The 15797-nt window shown below is 70.6% G+C and carries 15 protein-coding genes, 1 tRNA gene and 1 pseudogene; 8 read left to right on the forward strand and 9 right to left on the reverse strand.

From position 1 onward, the window contains the following. Positions 1–93, forward strand: a pseudogene (locus AB0C20_RS18095) (electron transfer flavoprotein subunit alpha/FixB family protein); the annotation flags it as partial. A 214-nt stretch (positions 94–307) separates the two neighbouring features. Here AB0C20_RS18095 and AB0C20_RS18100 read toward each other — a convergent pair. Beyond that, positions 308–499, reverse strand: coding sequence for a DUF2795 domain-containing protein (locus AB0C20_RS18100; RefSeq protein WP_238670564.1), 192 nt, complete (start codon positions 497–499; stop codon positions 308–310). A gap of 128 nt (positions 500–627) precedes the next feature. On the opposite strand from AB0C20_RS18100, the gene AB0C20_RS18105 reads away from it, so the two are divergent. Beyond that, on the forward strand, positions 628–1884 hold the full coding sequence (locus AB0C20_RS18105) for an erythromycin esterase family protein (protein ID WP_357184783.1): 1257 nt from the start codon (positions 628–630) through the stop codon (positions 1882–1884). 113 nt (positions 1885–1997) lie between these two features. Here the strand turns inward: AB0C20_RS18105 and AB0C20_RS18110 are convergent, their stop codons facing one another. The 3 genes from AB0C20_RS18110 to AB0C20_RS18120 form a co-directional block, all read right to left on the reverse strand. After that, a complete protein-coding gene (locus AB0C20_RS18110) occupies positions 1998–4244 on the reverse strand; it encodes an MMPL family transporter (protein ID WP_357568376.1) in 2247 nt (748 codons plus the stop codon). Next, positions 4244–4831, reverse strand: coding sequence for a helix-turn-helix domain-containing protein (locus AB0C20_RS18115; RefSeq protein ID WP_357184789.1), 588 nt, complete (start codon positions 4829–4831; stop codon positions 4244–4246). Before AB0C20_RS18115 ends, AB0C20_RS18110 begins: the two co-directional genes overlap by 1 nt. A 101-nt stretch (positions 4832–4932) precedes the next feature. Beyond that, the gene (locus AB0C20_RS18120) at positions 4933–5367 is read right to left on the reverse strand and encodes a helix-turn-helix domain-containing protein (protein ID WP_357184792.1); all 435 of its coding nucleotides are present in this window, start codon (positions 5365–5367) and stop codon (positions 4933–4935) included. Positions 5368–5441: 74 nt separating this feature from the next. Between AB0C20_RS18120 and AB0C20_RS18125 the strand changes: the two genes are divergently transcribed. The 5 genes from AB0C20_RS18125 (at position 5442) to AB0C20_RS18145 (ending at position 10872) form a co-directional block, all read left to right on the forward strand. Continuing rightward, a complete protein-coding gene (locus AB0C20_RS18125; RefSeq protein ID WP_357568377.1) occupies positions 5442–6926 on the forward strand; it encodes an MFS transporter in 1485 nt (494 codons plus the stop codon). A gap of 31 nt (positions 6927–6957) precedes the next feature. Beyond that, a complete protein-coding gene (locus tag AB0C20_RS18130; RefSeq protein ID WP_357568378.1) occupies positions 6958–7524 on the forward strand; it encodes a hypothetical protein in 567 nt (188 codons plus the stop codon). 71 nt (positions 7525–7595) lie between these two features. Beyond that, positions 7596–8045 carry a helix-turn-helix transcriptional regulator gene (locus AB0C20_RS18135; RefSeq protein ID WP_238680624.1) on the forward strand — a complete coding sequence of 150 codons (450 nt, stop codon included), beginning with the start codon at positions 7596–7598 and terminating at the stop codon, positions 8043–8045. A 5-nt stretch (positions 8046–8050) separates the two neighbouring features. Beyond that, the gene (locus AB0C20_RS18140) at positions 8051–8461 is read left to right on the forward strand and encodes a VOC family protein (protein ID WP_330438884.1); all 411 of its coding nucleotides are present in this window, start codon (positions 8051–8053) and stop codon (positions 8459–8461) included. A 29-nt stretch (positions 8462–8490) separates the two neighbouring features. Then, positions 8491–10872, forward strand: coding sequence for an excinuclease ABC subunit UvrA (locus AB0C20_RS18145; RefSeq protein ID WP_357184807.1), 2382 nt, complete (start codon positions 8491–8493; stop codon positions 10870–10872). A gap of 10 nt (positions 10873–10882) precedes the next feature. Here AB0C20_RS18145 and AB0C20_RS18150 read toward each other — a convergent pair whose 3' ends face one another. The 5 genes from AB0C20_RS18150 to AB0C20_RS18170 all read right to left on the reverse strand — a co-directional run bounded on the left by AB0C20_RS18150 (position 10883) and on the right by AB0C20_RS18170 (position 14032). Next, positions 10883–11341 carry a hypothetical protein gene (locus tag AB0C20_RS18150; RefSeq protein WP_357568379.1) on the reverse strand — a complete coding sequence of 153 codons (459 nt, stop codon included), beginning with the start codon at positions 11339–11341 and terminating at the stop codon, positions 10883–10885. Between the two features lie 89 nt (positions 11342–11430). Then, a tRNA-Arg gene (locus tag AB0C20_RS18155) sits at positions 11431–11502 on the reverse strand. A gap of 90 nt (positions 11503–11592) precedes the next feature. After that, positions 11593–12285: a winged helix-turn-helix domain-containing protein gene (locus AB0C20_RS18160; RefSeq protein ID WP_357185266.1), complete on the reverse strand. Its 693-nt coding sequence runs from the start codon at positions 12283–12285 to the stop codon at positions 11593–11595. A 266-nt stretch (positions 12286–12551) separates the two neighbouring features. Then, positions 12552–13220, reverse strand: a complete 669-nt coding sequence (locus AB0C20_RS18165; protein WP_357184813.1) for a DUF305 domain-containing protein — start codon at positions 13218–13220, stop codon at positions 12552–12554. Between the two features lie 8 nt (positions 13221–13228). Then, a complete protein-coding gene (locus tag AB0C20_RS18170) occupies positions 13229–14032 on the reverse strand; it encodes a DUF3105 domain-containing protein (RefSeq protein ID WP_357184816.1) in 804 nt (267 codons plus the stop codon). 97 nt (positions 14033–14129) lie between these two features. On the opposite strand from AB0C20_RS18170, the gene argS reads away from it, so the two are divergent. Continuing rightward, positions 14130–15797, forward strand: coding sequence for an arginine--tRNA ligase (gene argS / locus AB0C20_RS18175; RefSeq protein WP_357184819.1), 1668 nt, complete (start codon positions 14130–14132; stop codon positions 15795–15797).

Consider the following 15797-nt stretch of genomic DNA (forward strand, 5'->3'; position numbering starts at 1 on the left):
AAGGGCTCCCGCCCCGAGCTGACCGAGGCCGGCGTGGTCGTCTCCGGCGGTCGGGGCGTCGGCAACGCCGACAACTTCAAGCTGGATGATGACTCACAGACATCAGGCTCTTCAGCATGCATGGGCCCGGCTGCCCGCCGGGCACCCCGACTGGCCGCTGCCGCGGCACGCCCGAGACTGACCGGCCGAGGTTCTGCGACTCCGACACTGATCAAGAAGTTTGCGTCACGACACGCCACAGGGCACGACGCAAACCTCTTGATCACCGAAGCCGGGGCGGGCCGGGGCGGGGCGGGGCGGGGTCGGTTCAGGTGGGGGTGGAGAGGGCGGCGTTTAGTTCGTCGGGGGAGTTGAACTGGTCGGGTGGTAGGGCCTGGAGCATCTGCAACATAGCCGTGCTGGCCCCGTTCTCCTGACCCCAGCGGATCAGGTCCTCCCGGGAGACCGGGTAGTCGAGCCCGGCCAGGTACTCCTGCAACTGAACCCCCGTGACGGTCATGTCGGCCGGCTACCCGCTCGCGGTGGTCGTACACCGGCGTGGTTGGGGCCCACGACGGCCCAGCGGCCGGCGTGTCGGCCCGCGACGCGCGCACGGTTTGCCGCAGCGGCGGCCGGGTAGCCGCTGGCATGCTGGTTCAGCGGCTCGGCGCGCCGAGCGATTTCGACCCGTTGCTGGAGCGCGTTCGCAACGCCAGGGTGGTGATGATCGGTGAGTCCACCCACGGCAGTTACGACTACTACCGGTTGCGTGAGCAGCTCACCCGCCGGTTGATCGCGGAGTGCGGTTTCTCCTTCGTCGCTGTGGAGGGTGACTGGCCAGACTGCGACCGGGTGCACCGGTCGGTGACTGCCGCGCCGGGCGGCGCGCTCGAACCACAGCTCGCATTAGAGGCGTTTGAGCGATGGCCGACGTGGATGTGGGCCAATGCCGAGGTGGCCCGCTTCGCGAGCTGGTTGCGGGCCTGGAACGTGGAGCGGCCGGAGGAGCAGCGGGCCGGGTTCCACGGGCTCGACGTGTACAGCCTCTGGGAGTCGATGCAGGCGATCTTCGACTACCTGGGCGAGGAGGACCCGAAGTCGCTGGAGGCGGCGCAGGACGCGTACCGGTGTTTCGAGCCGTACGGCAAGAGGGTCGAGGAGTACGGCGCGGCCAGCCGGTTCGTCTCCGCCCGGTGCGAGGAGGAGGTCGTCCGGTTGCTCGCCCGGACCCGCGAACACGCCCTCTCCGACGGGCCGGACCGCTTCTCGGCCTGGCAGAACGCGGAGGTGGTGGCCGGCGCCGAGCGCTACTACCGGGCGATGGTGGCCGGCGGGCCGGACTCGTGGAACATCCGCGACACCCACATGCAGGACACCCTGGACCGGTTGTTGGACCGCTACGGCCCGGACGCCCGGGGCATCGTCTGGGCGCACAACACGCACGTCGGGGATGCGCGGGCCACCGACATGGCCGCCGACGGGATGGTCAACATTGGTCAGTTGGCCCGGGAGCGGCACGGCGAGGACGCGGTGGCACTGGTCGGCTTCGGCAGCTACCGGGGCACTGTGATCGCCGCGCCCCGCTGGGGGTCGCCGCCCGAGGCGATGGTGGTGCCCCCGGCTCGGGAGGGCTCGATCGAGCGGCGGTTGCACGAGCTGATGCCGGAGCGGGCGGTGCTGATCTTCGGCGGTGACGACCAGCCGGGCTGGGTCACCGACACCGTGGACCACCGGGCGATCGGGGTCGTCTACGACCCGTCGTTCGAGTCCTGGGGCAACTACGTGCCCACCCGGCTCGGCGACCGCTACGACGCCTTCATCTGGTGCGACGACACCACGGCCCTGCACCCGCTACCGGTGCCAGCGGTCCCCGGCGAGATGGAAACCTACCCGGCAGGCGTCTGACGGCCACCTGCTCGCGTCGATCAAGGAGTTGTGGTGCTGGACGAAGGCCTCTGATCGGGGCACGACGGGCACCACAACTCCATGATCGACAGGATGGTGTGGGGTGGGGCGGGCTAGACGCGGGTTGGGGTGCGGTCTTCTAGGTGGGTGCGCAGGCCCTCGCCTTCGATGTCCACATTGGGCAGGGCGCGGTTGAGCCAGCGGGGCAGCCACCAGGCGCGGTCGCCAAGGAGCGACATCACCGCCGGGACGATGGTCATCCGGACCACGAACGCGTCGATGGCGACACCGATGGCGAGCGCGAAGCCCATCGACTTGATCACTGGGTCCTCCAGGAAGACGAAGCCCCCGAAGACCGAGATCATGATCAGCGCGGCGGCCGTGACCACCCGTGCGCCGTGCCCCATGCCGCTGATGGTGGCCTGTCGGGCGGTCTCGCCGTGGACGAAGTCCTCCCGCATCCGGGACACCAGGAACACCTCGTAGTCCATGGCGAGCCCGAACAGGATGCCGATGAGCAGGATCGGCAGGAAGCTGATCAGCGGGCCGGGCGTGTCCAGGCCGACCAGGTCGGCGAGGTGTCCCTGCTGGAAGACGGCCACCGTGATGCCGAACGTGGCGGCGACGGTGAGCAGGAAGCCCAGCGCCGCCTTGATCGGCACCAGCAGCGAGCGGAACACCAGCATCAGCAGCAGCACCGAGAGCCCGACCACCAGCAGCAGGTAGATCGGTAGCGCGTCGGAGAGCTTCTCGGAGACGTCGATGCCGATGGCGGTGACGCCGGTGAGCAGTACGTCCGCGTCGGGGATACCGCTCACCGCGCCACGGATGTCGTGCACCAGGGTCTCGGTGGCCTCGTCGGTCGGGCCGGTCTTCGGCACCACGCCGAGCAGCGCGGTCCGGCCGTCCGGGCTGAGCTGGGGCGGCGCCACCGCGAGGACGTTCTCGGTGCGCTGAAGCAGGGCGGTGACCTGCGGTACGGCAGCCGATGTGGCCTGTGGCGTGTCACCGGCGACCACCACCGCGAGCCGGCCGGTGAAGCCCGCCCCGAAGCCCTCGACGGTCAGGTCGTTCGCCACCCGGGCGGGTGAGCCGACGGCGGCCGTCGCGGCGCCTGGCAGGGCCAGCCGCATGTCCGGCGTGGGCAGCGCGAGCAGCCCCAGGCCGAGCAGGCCGACCAGGATGACAGGTACACGGAACCTGGTGACCAGTCGCGCCCAGCGGAAACCGAACCGGTTGCGCTCCTCGGTCGTGGTCGTGGTCGTCGTCGCGGCCGGCCGGTCGGTGATGTCCGAGTCGTCCTCGTCGGTGGCGGTGCCGTCGGTGGCGGTGCCGTCGGTGGGGACGGAGCGGAGGCGGCGGGGGAGCACCCGACGGCCGGCGAAGCCGAGCAGCGCCGGCTGGAGGGTGATGGCGACCAGTACGGCGACGGTGACGGTGCCGGCGGCGGCGAGACCCATCACGGTGAGGAACGGGATGTCCACCACGGCGAGCCCGGCCAGGGCGATGACGACTGTGGCGCCGGCGAACACCACTGCCGAGCCGGCGGTGCCCACGGCCCGTCCGACCGCCTCCTCCGGTGACAGGCCGTCGAGCAGGTTCTGCCGGTGCCGGGAGGTGATGAACAGTGAGTAGTCGATGCCGACCGCGAGACCGAGCATCAGCGCCAGGATCGGCGCGGTGCTGGTGAGCTGGACGGCGCCGCTCAGCGCGAACAGGCCGGCCATGCCGGCGCCCACGCCGATCAGCGCGTTGAGCATCGTCATGCCGGCGGCGACAAGGGAACCGAACGTGATGATCAGGACGATCGCGGCGACCAGCACGCCGAGCGCCTCGGTGGAGCCGATCTCCGGCTCGCCGCCGAGCACCTCACCGCCGGGGGCGACCTGCCAACCCTGCGCCTTGGCCGCTGCGCCAACCTGCTCGTACGCGGTGCGTTGCTCGTCGGTGACGTCGTCCCCGCCGGTGGCGAACTGCACCTGGACCAGCGCGTACCGCCCGTTGGGTGAGACCGCGCCGACCTGGAGCGGGTTGACCGCGCCGACAACGCCGGGCAGTGTCGACGCCTGCTGGACGAGTTCCTGCACCACTGCCTGACCCTGCGGGGTGGCCAGTTGACCATCGGCGGGCGCCTTGACCGCGATGGTGCCGGTGGCGCCGCTGGCCGCGGGGAACTGGTCGGCCAGCAGGTCGAGCGCCCGCTGGCTCTCGGTGCCGGGCATTGTGAAGTTGCTCGCCGTCGGGCCGCGCAGGGTCGCCGCGGCCAGGCCGGCGACGACGAGTACGACGAGCCAGAGCGCGACGACGAGCCGTCGCCGGCGCAACGCGCCCCGGCCGAGCCGGTAGAGCAGGGTGGCCATCAGGAGTCCTTGTCCTCGGTCGTGGGTGGATGGGGCAGGGGTGCGTCGACGGGTTCGACGGCCCGTCGGGCGAGGGTGAGCAGGGCGAGGCGCAGTTCGTCGTCGGGGATGTCGGCGAACTCGGCGCACGCCTCGGAGATGCCGGCGAGCAGCACCAGCGCGGCGATCCGGGCGCCCGGCCGGTCGGAGTGGCCGGCCAACGCGTCCCGCAGCCGGTCGGAGATCTCCTGGATGTGCGCGAAGGCCGGCTGGCACAGCAGTTCCGGGAACTCGCCGCGCAGTACGGCGATCTCCTGCCGGAACCGGACCGCGAGATCGACGAAGCCCTGTGCGGCGACCTCCTGCGCGGCAGCTCCGGTCAGGCCGTTGAGCTGGTCGTCGAGGCTGCGAAGCACCTCGATCGCGGGGGCCATCAGCTCGGCGAGCAGGGCTTCCTTGTTGGCAAAGTGGTAGAGCACAGTGGCCTTGGAACAGCCGACCTCCCGGGCGATGTCCTGCAGGGAGGTGCCCCGGTAGCCGGTCACCGTGAACTGCCTCGCCGCCGCGGCGAGGATCTCGCCGTGCGTGTCTGGTACCGCTCTGACCATGCCCGGTCCACCTCCCGCAGACCAGCATGCCTGACCGATCGGTCAGACCCTGACCGATCGGTCAGATGGAAGCGGTGGCGTTCACCACACCTCGGCGGGTTTTATCCGGCGTGCTGGGTGTCGTACCTGGTCCGCGCCTCGGCGATGGCCCGGCGGTGCCGCTCGGCCCAGCTGGTCAGCGCGACCAGCGACTCGTAGAGCTCCAGCGCCATCGGGGTGGCCGTGTATTCGACCTTGGGCGGGACGGTCGGGTAGACGGTGCGGTGCAGCAGGCCGTCCCGTTCCAGGTTGCGCAGCGTCAGCGTGAGCATCCGGCGGCTGATCCCCTCGATGTGCCGCTCCAACTCGGTGAAGCGCACCGGCCCGTGTGAGGCGGCCACCAAAATGCCGATGCTCCACTTGCCGCCGACCCGGTCGAGCACCTCGCGGACGGTGCACGCCCGCGCCTGGCCCGGGGTGAACGGAACGTTCCCGGCCGCGCAGGTCAGCTCGGCCTCGACCAGCGCGGACACATCGCTGTTCCTCTGGGACATCAAAGTGCCTCCTTCCGCTCCGGTTCATGGTCACAGACGATGACCTCGGTAACAAACCGTGCACCAAGGAGGGTTTCGTGGAGCGTGTCGTCCCATCCCGTTGGCCGGCGCTGCTGGTGCTCTGCGCCGGCAGCCTGATGATCATCCTGGATGGCACCGTCGTCGCGGTGGCGCTGCCTGCCATCCAACGCGACCTGGGCTTCAGCGCCGCCGACCTGGCCTGGGTGGTGAACGCCTACCTGGTCGCGTTCGGCGGGTTGCTGCTGCTCGCCGGCCGGCTCGGTGATCTGCTGGGCCGGCGCGGGGTCTTCCTGGCCGGCGTCGCGTTGTTCACGCTGGCCTCGCTGGCCTGCGCGGTCGCCACCGGGCCGGCACTGCTGGTGGGCGCGCGGTTCGGGCAGGGCGTCGGCGGCGCGCTGGCCATGGCGGTCAGCCTCGGCATGATCGTTCGGCTCTACCCCGAAGCGGCCGAGCGGGCCCGTGCCATCGCCGTCTTCAGCTTCACCGGTGCGGCCGGTGCGTCGGTCGGCACTGTCGCCGGAGGGGTGCTCACCCAGGCCGCCGGGTGGCGGACGATCTTCCTGGTCAACGTGCCGATCGGGGCGGCCATCCTCATCGCGGCCCTCCGCCGGCTCCCTGCCGAACGAGGGATCGGCCTGCGCGCCGGCCTGGACCTGCCCGGCGCGCTGCTCGCCACCGCCGGTCTGATGGTTGCCGTGTTGGGCATCGTCGGCACTGGCGAGCACGGCTGGACCAGCCCTCGGACGCTCGGCACTGTGGCCCTCGCGGCGCTGCTGCTCGGCGGGTTCGCGCTGCGCCAACGGGTGGCGGCGACTCCGCTGGTGCCGTCCCGGGTGCTGCGCGTCCCGGGTCTGGTGGCGGCGAACGCCGTGCAGTTCCTCATGGTCTGCGCGTACTTCGGATTCCAGTTCCTGCTCGCCGTGGAGTTGCAACTGGTGCTGGGGTTGGACGCCGCCGCTACCGGCTGGGCCTTCCTGCCCACCCCTGTCGTCATCGCCGTGGTCTCGCTCGGCCTGGCCGGTCGGCTGATCACCCGCTTCGGTGCCCGGACCGTGCTGCTGGCCGGGCTCGGCCTGGCGACCGTCGGCTTCCTCCTGCTCGCCCGGCTGCCCGCCGACGGCGGCTACGTCGCGGACGTACTCCCCGCGATGCTGATCTTCGGGGTGGCCGGCGGCCTGACCCTGCCGGCGGTCACCACACTGGCCATGGCCGGCGCGACCGACACCGACGCCGGGCTCGCCTCCGGCCTGGCAAACACCACCCAACAGGTCGGCGGGGCGGTCGGCCTGGCCGCGCTGGCCACCCTGGCCGCCACCCGCAGCGACGGGCTGCGAGCCGCCGGCTGGGCCGAGACCGCCGCGCTCGCCGGCGGCTACCGGACCGCGTTCGCCGTGGCCGCCGGTCTGGTGGTCGCCGCGTGGCTGGTGGCGCTGACCACGGTGCCCCGACGCCCGGCCCGGCCGTCGCCGGTCACCGATCCGTCGGATCCGGCCGGGGTTGGTGCCGGAATCGATTCGTACCGAAGCGCCGCGTCCAGTTGACCGACGGCAGCGGGGCCGGGAGGGTGGTCGGGTGAGCGAGGCTGACGAGACCCGGGACGGCGTGGCCCTGACCAACCTGGACCAGCCGCTGTCCGACCGCGACGACGCGACGAAGCGTGACCTGGTCGACTACCTCGACGCGGTCCGGGACCGGATCCTCCCGCAGTTGCGGGGCCGGCCGCTGTCGGTGATCAGGGTCCGCCCCGGCCAGCCGCCGTTCATGCAGAAGAACCTGCCCCGCTACACCCCGGACTGGGTCCGCCGGGCGCCGGTCTGGGCGGAGGCATCGCACCGGGAGATCTCGTACGCCCTCTGCGACGACCGCCGCACCCTGCTCTGGTTCGCCAACCAGCGCGCGGTGGAGTACCACCCGACGCTGGCCACCGTGGCGGATCTGCACCGCCCGACCCACCTGATCCTCGACCTGGACCCGCCGGACGGCGACGGGTTCCGTCAGGCGGTCGACGCCGCGCTGATGCCGGCCCCGCAGTCGCTCCCCGCCGACCTCGTCGCCGAGGGCCGGACCATCCCGGTGGCCCGGGTGCAGGCCATGCACGAGGGGAAGCGCCGGGCCCGCGCCCGCCGCGAGGCCGGCTGACCGGCTCGTCGGACCCCAGCCCGCGCTCGGCGTGCGGCGGATTGTCGGTGGGTTGTGGCACGATTTCGCAGGTGAGCAGCAAATCCGACGCGACCCAGCGACTGGCCGACCTGGCGCGGCTGCGCCGGGTCCGCGACCGGATCGACAGGGAGTACGCGTCTCCGTTGGACGTCGAGGCGCTCGCCCGTGGCGCGCACATGTCGGCCGGGCACCTCAGCCGCGAGTTCCGGCTCGCCTATGGCGAATCTCCGTACAGCTACCTCATGACCCGACGGATCGAGCGGGCGATGGCCCTGTTGCGCCGTGGCGACCTGAGCGTCACCGACGTCTGTTTCGCTGTCGGTTGTTCGTCGTTGGGCACCTTCAGCACCCGCTTCACCGAGCTGGTGGGCGTGCCGCCGAGCGTCTACCGGCGGCAGGCGGCGCAGGCGACGGCCGGAATGCCGTCGTGCGTGGCGAAGCAGGTGACCAGACCGGTCAGGAATCGAGAAGCGCGGGTCACCGAGCCGCAACTAGCGTGACCAGCATGGACATCACCATTCACTCGAGTTTCCTGCCGCATACCGACCCGGAGGCCTCGCTGGCCTTCTACCGCGACATCCTCGGCTTCGAGGTCCGCCTCGACGTCGGGTACGAGGGGATGCGGTGGATCACGGTCGGGCCGGTCGGCCAGCCCAGCACCGCCATCGTCCTGCACCCGCCGGCCGCCAACCCCGGCATTACCGACGACGAGCGGCAGACCATCCTTGAGCTGATGGCCAAGGGCAGCTACTTCGGCGTCAACCTCGCCACCACCGACCTCGACGCCACCTTCGCCAAGCTGGAGGCCAGCGACGCCGAGGTCGTCCAGGAGCCGACCGAGCAGCCGTACGGCGTGCGCGACTGTGCCTTCCGGGACCCGGCGGGCAATATGGTCCGCATCCAGGAAGTGCGCTGAGTCCTGCGCGCCCGACAGATGGAGACACGATGAGCACGGCCATCCAGCCGTCCGCGCCGCACGTCGCCGACAGCCATGACCTGATCCGGGTGCAGGGCGCGCGGGTGAACAACCTCAAGGACGTCAGCGTCGAGATCCCGAAGCGGCGGCTGACGGTGTTCACGGGTGTCTCCGGCTCCGGCAAGAGCTCGCTGGTGTTCGGCACCATCGCGGCCGAGTCACAGCGGATGATCAACGAGACCTACAGCGCCTTCGTGCAGGGCTTCATGCCGACGTTGGCGCGGCCCGAGGTCGACCTGCTGGATGGCCTGACCACGGCGATCATCGTGGACCAGGAGCGGATGGGCGCCAACTCCCGCTCCACCGTCGGCACCGCCACCGACGCCAACGCGATGCTGCGCATCCTGTTCAGCCGGCTCGGGCAGCCGCACATCGGCTCGCCCAACGCGTACTCCTTCAATGTTCCCTCGGTGAAGGCGACCGGCGCGATCACGGTCGATCGCGGCGCCGGCAAGACGAAGACCGAGAAGGCGACCTTCAACCGTCTCGGCGGCATGTGCCCGCGGTGCGAGGGCATGGGTGCGGTGACCGACATCGACCTGTCGGCGCTCTACGACGACAACCTCTCGCTCAACGAGGGCGCGATCACCATCCCGGGTTACAGCATGGAGGGCTGGTTCGGCCGGATTTTCCGGGGCTGCGGCTACTTCGACCCGGACAAGCCGATCGCCAAGTTCACCAAGCGGGAGCTGCACGACCTGCTCCACAGGGAGCCCACCAAGATCAAGATTGATGGGATCAACCTGACGTACGCGGGCCTGATCCCGTCGATCCAGAAGTCCTTCCTCGCCAAGGACATCGACGCGTTGCAGCCGCACATCCGCGCCTTCGTGGAGCGGGCGGTGACCTTCACGACCTGCCCCGAGTGTGCCGGCACCCGGCTCAGCAAGGAGGCCCGGTCGTCGAAGATCAAGGGCAAGAACATCGCCGACGCGTGCGCCATGCAGATCAGCGACCTGGCGGCCTGGGTGCGCGGGATCGAAGACGCGTCGGTGGCCCCGTTGCTGGCCGGCCTGCAACACCTCCTCGACTCGTTCGAGGAGATCGGGCTGGGCTACCTGTCGCTCGATCGACCGTCGGGCACCCTCTCCGGTGGTGAGGCGCAGCGCACCAAGATGATCCGCCACCTCGGCTCCTCGCTCACCGACGTCACCTACGTCTTCGACGAGCCGACGATCGGGCTGCACCCGCACGACATCCAACGGATGAACGAGCTGCTGCTCCAACTGCGCGACAAGGGCAACACGGTGCTGGTCGTGGAGCACAAGCCGGAGGCCATCGCCATCGCCGACCACGTCGTCGACCTCGGGCCCGGCGCCGGCACCGAGGGCGGGACGGTCTGTTACGAGGGCACAGTGGGAGGTCTGCGGGCCAGCGGCACCATCACCGGCCGCCACCTCGACGACCGGGCGGCACTCAAGGAGACGGTGCGGACGCCCACCGGCAAGCTGGAGATCCGGGGCGCCACTGCCAACAACCTCCGGGACGTGAACGTCGACGTACCCCTCGGGGTGCTCGTCGTCGTGACCGGCGTCGCCGGCTCCGGCAAGAGTTCGCTCGTGCACTCCTCGATCCCGGCCGGCGCGGGCGTGGTCTCGATCGACCAGGGCGCGATTCGCGGCTCACGGCGCAGCAACCCGGCCACGTACACCGGGTTGCTCGACCCGATCCGCAAGGCGTTCGCGAAGGCCAACGGGGTGAAGCCGGCGTTGTTCAGCGCCAACTCCGAGGGTGCCTGCCCGAGCTGCAACGGCGCTGGCGTCATCTACACCGACCTGGGAATGATGGCGGGCGTCGCTGCCCCCTGCGAGGACTGCGAGGGCAAGCGGTTCCAGGCATCGGTGCTGGAATACCGCTTCGGCGGTCGCGACATCAGCGAGGTGCTCGCGATGTCGGTGACGGAGGCCGAGAAGTTCTTCGGCGCCGGCGAGGCGCGTACACCGGCGGCGCACGCCATCCTCGACCGGCTCGCCGACGTCGGGCTCGGCTACCTGAGCCTGGGGCAGCCGCTCACGACTCTCTCCGGCGGTGAGCGGCAACGGCTCAAGCTGGCCACCCACATGGCGGAGAAGGGCGGCGTCTACGTCCTCGACGAGCCGACCACCGGCCTGCACCTGGCCGACGTCGAGCAACTGCTCGGCCTGCTCGACCGCCTGGTCGACTCCGGCAAGTCGGTGATCGTCATCGAGCACCACCAGGCGGTCATGGCGCACGCCGACTGGATCATCGATATCGGCCCCGGCGCAGGCCACGACGGTGGCCGGATCGTCTTCGAGGGCACGCCCACGGACCTCGTCGCCGCCCGCTCCACCCTCACCGGCGAGCACCTGGCGACGTACGTCGGAGGCTGACGGCCGCCGTTCACGCCATCGGGGGTCGGGCGCGCCGAGCCGTCGTGGTGGCGAGGACTCCGCAGGTGGCGGCGACCAGACCGAGGCCGGCCGTGCCCGGGGTGACGTACCCGGGCACGGACGAGGTGACGTAGGAGCCGCCACCGCTGAGGCGGCACTCGAAGCGCAGCGGTAGGAAGGTGACGTCGTAATCGACGACCAGGCTCGCCACCTGTGGTCCGGCCTCGCGACAGGGTCCGACCGGAGCGGATCCGGCACCACCGTCCTCGGCCTGCAGCACCGCGTAGCCGAGGTTGAGCAGGCCCCAGGCGTACAGGGCGATGGCACCCGCGCCGACGAGCAGCGCCGCCGAGCGGAGGCGACCCGACCGTTCGCTCTTCCTGACCATTGCGCGGAACCCACTGACGGTGAGGACGGTCGCGATGACGGCCCCACCCAGCGCGGCGAGGAGCAGACCGAGAAACAGCATGATCGACATTCTGGCGGGTGTGCCGCCAACACGATGAAGGCCCCTGACCGAGTTTCTGGTCAGGAGCCTCTCGTGCTGGTCAATCTTCGTGCCCCCGGCAGGATTCGAACCTGCGCCCCCGCCTCCGGAGGGCGGTGCTCTATCCCCTGAGCTACGGGGGCTCAGCGACTGGAGAAGACTAGCAAACCTCCCCTGCGTACGCCGAATCGGTATCGGGTGAGCCGATCGTGTCGGACCGGCCCACCCGGTGCTCAGGCGGCTACCGCCCGCCCGCAGCTTGGCAGCGGGTGCAGGACGATTCGCCGGGGGAGCCGGCGCGGCCACTCGTTGCGTGGCCAGGAGCCATCCACGATCAGGTGGACGGTGCGCTGCTCCTCGCCACTGAGCCGCAGCACGAAGTCGCGGGGGAGCGGCGGGTCCACAGTCGGGGTAGTGATCATGAAGCGCACCCGACCCCGGGACGAGACAGCGGAGATCACGTCTGCGGCCGGCATCGTGCCGCGCAGCCGGACCCGGCCGATCCAGTAGACCTCGGCGAGGTGCTCCTGAGCGGCCCGGGTGATCCCCGGGTACTCGCTGCGGACCCAACGCTCGACAGCGCTGACGCAGAGCCCGCAGGCCCGCTCGCGCGGTTCCCGCGGCCCCAACCCCCAGGCCCGCAGGTACGCCCCGACCGCGCCAGTGTCCAGCGGCAGCTCGAAGCGCCGCTGGATGAGCGTGGTGAGGCTCTGCCGCGTCCACAACTCCTCGTCCAGGCCGAACTCGTCGGGATGGACGCCCCGCAGCATGTCGATCAACTCGAGTTCCTGTTCGCGGCTGAGCAATCCCGGCTCGCCCTGCCGCTGTCCGCGACGGACGGCTGCCACCGCCCCGTCACCACCGATGGTGTGGCGTCGGCACCAACTGGTTACCGAACGCCGTGCGTCTCTGAGTGCAACCCCCACGTCTTGGGCAACGAGCCCGAATCGCAACTGGTCACGATATGTGGGGAGAAAACTCTCTAAGCAACGTAATCGCCTGTGCCTCGCAAAACGCCCACAAGGGACGAGAGGGGTGTTCAGGTCATACACGACGGCTTCGGCATGGGGCCGGGGCTGCGCCAGCGGTTGGCAGGCGCCGAGCCGGCGGGTGCTCTGGAGTCGACATGGAGCGGCCCGCGTCACCGCCACGGATCGGCGGGGACGCGGGCCGGGTGCGCCAGTCCGGTCGGTCAGCCCTTGGCCTGCGCCTGGAGCTGCCGGAGGTTGTTCAGCTCGGTCTGCTGGGTGTTCTTCATGGTGTTCGCCACCCGCACCACCTCGGCGTTGTCGGTCGCGCCGAGCGCCGCGTCGATCATGTGGATGCCGCCCAGGTGGTGGTTGTACATCAGGGTCAGGAACTGTCTGTCGACCTCGATGCCCTGGGCGTCGCGAAGGGCGGTCATCTGTTGCGGCGTGGCCATGCCCGGCATCAGACCGTCCTTGACGGCGGCCCCGTCGGACATCCACGACATCGGCGGGTTCGACCCGGTCGGGCTGAGGCCCCACTCGCGCAGCCAGGTCTGCATCGCGCCGATCTCGCCCTGCTGCCCGGTGGCGATGTCGACGGCGATCTGCCGCACCTCGGGGAGGGTCGCCGACCGGTACGCGATCAGGCTCATCTCCACCGCCTGCGCGTGGTGGGTCGTCATGTCCCGGGCGAAGCCCGCCTCGACGGAGGCGTCACCGGGTCGGGTGAGCCGCGGGGTGAGCAGACCGCCCGCGTACCCGAGGAGGAGCCCCACCACCAGCATGATGGCGAGCGCCAGCACGCCGTAGCGCGACGCCGGGGCCCGGCCGCCCTCGTGCGGGACGGCCGGGATCTCGTCGTACTCGCTGTCGGTGGTTGCCGGAGCGGTCATTGCCGTCCTTACTGGGTGGGCTGCTGCTGTTGCTGGAGTTCACGCGGCGTGGTGCCGGTGGCGGTGATGCCGGTGTTGCAGAGCGCCGTCGGGCCCTCGACGGAGGCGTTCACCCGCAGGTCCTTGATGAACTCGTCGATCCGTGAGTCGTCGGCGTTGTCGACCTTGAGCTGGTAGCCCCAGGCCTGCAGCGAGATGGGCTTGTCCAGGCCCTCGTACGGGCTCATCAGCATCTTTTCGACGCCGCGCACCTTGCCGGCGAGCTTGTCGACCTGGTCCTTGGGCAGGTCCGGGCGGTAGGTGATCCACACCGCGCCGTGCTCCAGGCTGTGCACCGCGTGCTCGCTGGCGATCGGGGCGTCGTAGACGTCGCCCATGCAGTTCTGCCAGGCGGCGTTGTGCACGCCACCCACCGGCGGCGAGTACTTGTAGGTCAGCGGGCCCGACTTGTGCGACTCGTAGTCGAGGCTCGTCTTGTCGGTCTTGCGGATGTTGACGATGCCCTCGATGGCGTCGGCCCGCTTGTCCCAGGGCTTGGAGCCCTGGAACGACGCCCAGGCGCCGTACCCGATGATGCCGGCCGCGAGCACGCCGACCGCGACGAAGAGCGCGATCGGCCCCCACGCGCGGCCCTGGCTCACCTTGACCGGGGTGACCGGCTTGCGCGGGCCCTTGCCCCCGGCCCGGGGGGAGCCCGTCGGCTTGCCGGAACCGGCCTTGGCGCCGGACGCCGGCCGGCCCGCGGCCGGCTTCTTGCCGGTGCTGACCACGGTCGGGCGGCGCTCAGGGCCACCCGGGGTGCTGATGCTCATCGTGCCTCGTCAAGTCGGTCGGTCAGGGGAGTGGCGGGCCGGATGACGCGCAGGGGAGCCGCCGAATGCCCGAGTCTACCCCCGATAACATGGTTGGGTGACTCCTGCAGAACTAGCCTCGGTCGTCCTTGCCGCCGCCCACGCCGTCTTCGAGCAGCGTGGGCTGGACCGCGCCGCGTTGCCGGCGAGCACTGTGGTGGAGCGACCGCGTAACCCCGAGCACGGCGACTACGCCTCGACGCTCGCGCTGCAGTTGAGCAAGAAGGTCGGCGTCCCGCCCCGGGAGCTGGCGACGGCCCTGGCCGACGAGCTGGGCCGGGCACCAGGGGTCAAATCGGTGGAAATCGCAGGGCCGGGCTTCCTGAACATCCGGCTCGACGCCGCAGCGGCCGGTCAGCTCGCGCGGGTGATCGTGGAGACCGGCGCCGAGTACGGCCGCAGCGACCGGCTCGCCGGCGAGAAGATCAACCTGGAGTTCGTCTCGGCCAACCCGACCGGGCCGGTGCACATCGGCGGGGTCCGCTGGGCGGCCGTCGGCGACGCGCTGAGCCGGCTGCTGCGGGCCACCGGCGCCGACGTCGGCACGGAGTACTACTTCAACGACGCCGGTTCGCAGATCGACCGGTTCGCCCGCTCGCTGCTCGCCGCCGCCAAGGGCGAGCCGGCGCCGGAGGACGGCTACGGCGGGGCGTACATCGCCGAGATCGCCGCCGAGGTGCAGGCCCGCCGGCCGGAGGTGCGCTCGCTCGACGACGACGCCGCCCAGGAGGTCTTCCGGGTCGAGGGCGTCGCGCTGATGTTCGACGAGATCCGCACCTCGCTGCGCGACTTCGGGGTGGAGTTCGACACCTACTTCAACGAGAAGGACCTGCACGACCGGGGTGAGCTCGACCTGGCGTTGAACCGGCTGCGCGAGCAGGGGCACCTCTACGAGTCCGAGGGCGCCACCTGGCTGCGCACCACCGACTTCGGCGACGACAAGGACCGGGTGCTGCGCAAGTCCAACGGCGAGTGGACGTACTTCGCCGCGGACTGCGCCTACTACCTGGACAAGCGCGAGCGCGGCTTCGAGCGGGTCGTGATCATGCTGGGTGCCGACCACCACGGCTACATCGGCCGGATGAAGGCGATGTCCGCCTGCTTCGGCGACGACCCGGAGCGCAACCTGGAGATCCTCATCGGGCAGCTGGTCAACCTGCTGCGCGACGGTGCGCCGATGCGGATGAGCAAGCGGGCCGGCACCGTGATCACCCTGGAGGACCTGGTCGACGCGATCGGCGTGGACGCCTCCCGGTACGCGTTGGCCCGCTACTCCAGCGACTCCCCGATCGACATCGACATCGAGTTGTGGACCCGGGCGACCCGCGACAACCCGGTCTACTACGTGCAGTACGTGGCAGCCCGGACGGCGGGCGTGGCCCGCAACGCCGCCGAGGTGGGGCTGGTTCCGGGCGACGCCGACGCGTTCCGCCCCGAGCTGCTCGACCACGAGAAGGAGAACGAGCTGCTCAAGGCGCTCGCGCAGTTCCCCGCTGTGGTGGCGACGGCCGCCGAGCTGCGGGAGCCGCACCGGGTGGCCCGCTACCTGGAGGAGAGCGTTGCCGCCTCCTACCACCGGTTCTACGACAACTGCCGGGTGCTGCCGCTGGGCGACGAGAAGATCACCGACCTGCATCGCGCTCGGCTCTGGCTCAACAACGCCACCCGCACGGTGATCGCCAACGGCCTCTACCTGCTCGGCGTCTCCGCACCCGAGAGGATGTGA

The sequence above is a fragment of the Micromonospora sp. NPDC048843 genome (assembly GCF_040649965.1).
GTDB lineage: Bacteria > Actinomycetota > Actinomycetes > Mycobacteriales > Micromonosporaceae > Micromonospora > Micromonospora hortensis.